The sequence below is a fragment of the Streptomyces sp. NPDC058964 genome, from assembly GCF_042741275.1.
Classification (GTDB): Bacteria; Actinomycetota; Actinomycetes; order Streptomycetales; family Streptomycetaceae; genus Streptomyces.
Genome location: NZ_JBHYKH010001021.1, coordinates 1 through 1,175, shown reverse-complemented (window position 1 = coordinate 1,175; position 1,175 = coordinate 1). Strand labels below are relative to the sequence as shown.

General features: G+C 74.2%; 1 protein-coding gene. It reads left to right on the top strand.

Going from position 1 to position 1,175, the window contains the following annotated elements; all coding sequences use genetic code 11:
- Positions 1 to 999, top strand: a 999-nt coding sequence (locus ACFW2E_RS47350; RefSeq protein ID WP_384478489.1) for a galactokinase, incomplete at its 5' end; no start/stop codon positions are given.
- Positions 1,000 to 1,175 lie beyond the last annotated feature (176 nt).

Below are 1,175 nucleotides of genomic sequence, written 5' to 3'. Positions count from 1 at the left end.
GCGCCGGTGACAGGGCGCTGGGCGGGGGTGCTGCGCCTGCACTCGTCCGACGTCGAGGGCGGTGTCGTGGAACTGCCGCTGGACGGCCTCGAGCCGGGCAGCGACCGCGACTGGACGGCGTACCCGGCAGGCGTGGTCTGGGCGCTGCGCGAGGCGGGGCACCCGGTCACCGGCGCGGACGTCCACCTGGCGTCCACGGTCCCGACCGGCGCCGGTCTGTCGTCGTCGGCGGCCCTGGAGGTCGTCATCGCCCTGGCCCTCAACGACCTGTACGAACTCGGCCTCCAGCGCTGGCAGCTGGCCCGCCTGTGCCAGCGCGCCGAGAACGTCTACGTCGGCGCCCCCACCGGCATCATGGACCAGACCGCGTCGGCCTGCTGCGAGCGGGGCCACGCCCTGTTCCTCGACACCCGCGACCTCTCCCAGAAGCAGATCCCCTTCGACCTGGCCGCCGAGGGCATGCGCCTGCTGGTCGTCGACACCCGGGTCAAGCACTCCCACAGCGACGGCGAGTACGGCAAGCGCCGGGCGGGCTGTGAGAAGGGCGCGGCGCTGCTGGGCGTCGACGCGCTGCGGGACATCGCCTACGACGGTCTCGAAGCGGCCCTCGAGCGGCTCGGCGACGAGGAGGAGGTACGGCGCCTGGTGCGCCACGTGGTCACCGAGGACCAGCGTGTCGAGCGGGTCGTGTCGCTCCTGGAGTCGGGTGGAACGCGGGCGATCGGCCCGGTGCTGACCGAGGGCCACGCCTCGCTGCGGGACGACTTCCGCATCTCCTGCCCCGAGCTGGACCTGGTCGTCGACACCGCCCTGGGCGCCGGTGCCCTCGGCGCCCGCATGACCGGCGGCGGCTTCGGCGGCTCGGCGATCGTCCTCGCGGAGGCGGCCGACGTCGACACGATCACCAAGGCGGTCGAGGAGGCCTTCGCGGCGGCGAACTTCACGGCCCCACGCGTGTTCGAGGCGGTCCCGGCCGCGGGGGCGCGCCGGGAGAGCTGAGGTTCTCGGCCGGTTCCGCCCGGTCCCGTGCGCCCGACGGCGTACGGGACCGGTGGTTTTCGGACCTTCAGCGGTCGTGGGTCCGCGCCCTGGACAGGCAGGTGTCCCACCGCGCCCGAAGACGGCGCGGCAGGAGGCCCCCGGCCGGTCAGCCCAGACGCTTCGTCAGCGTGTAC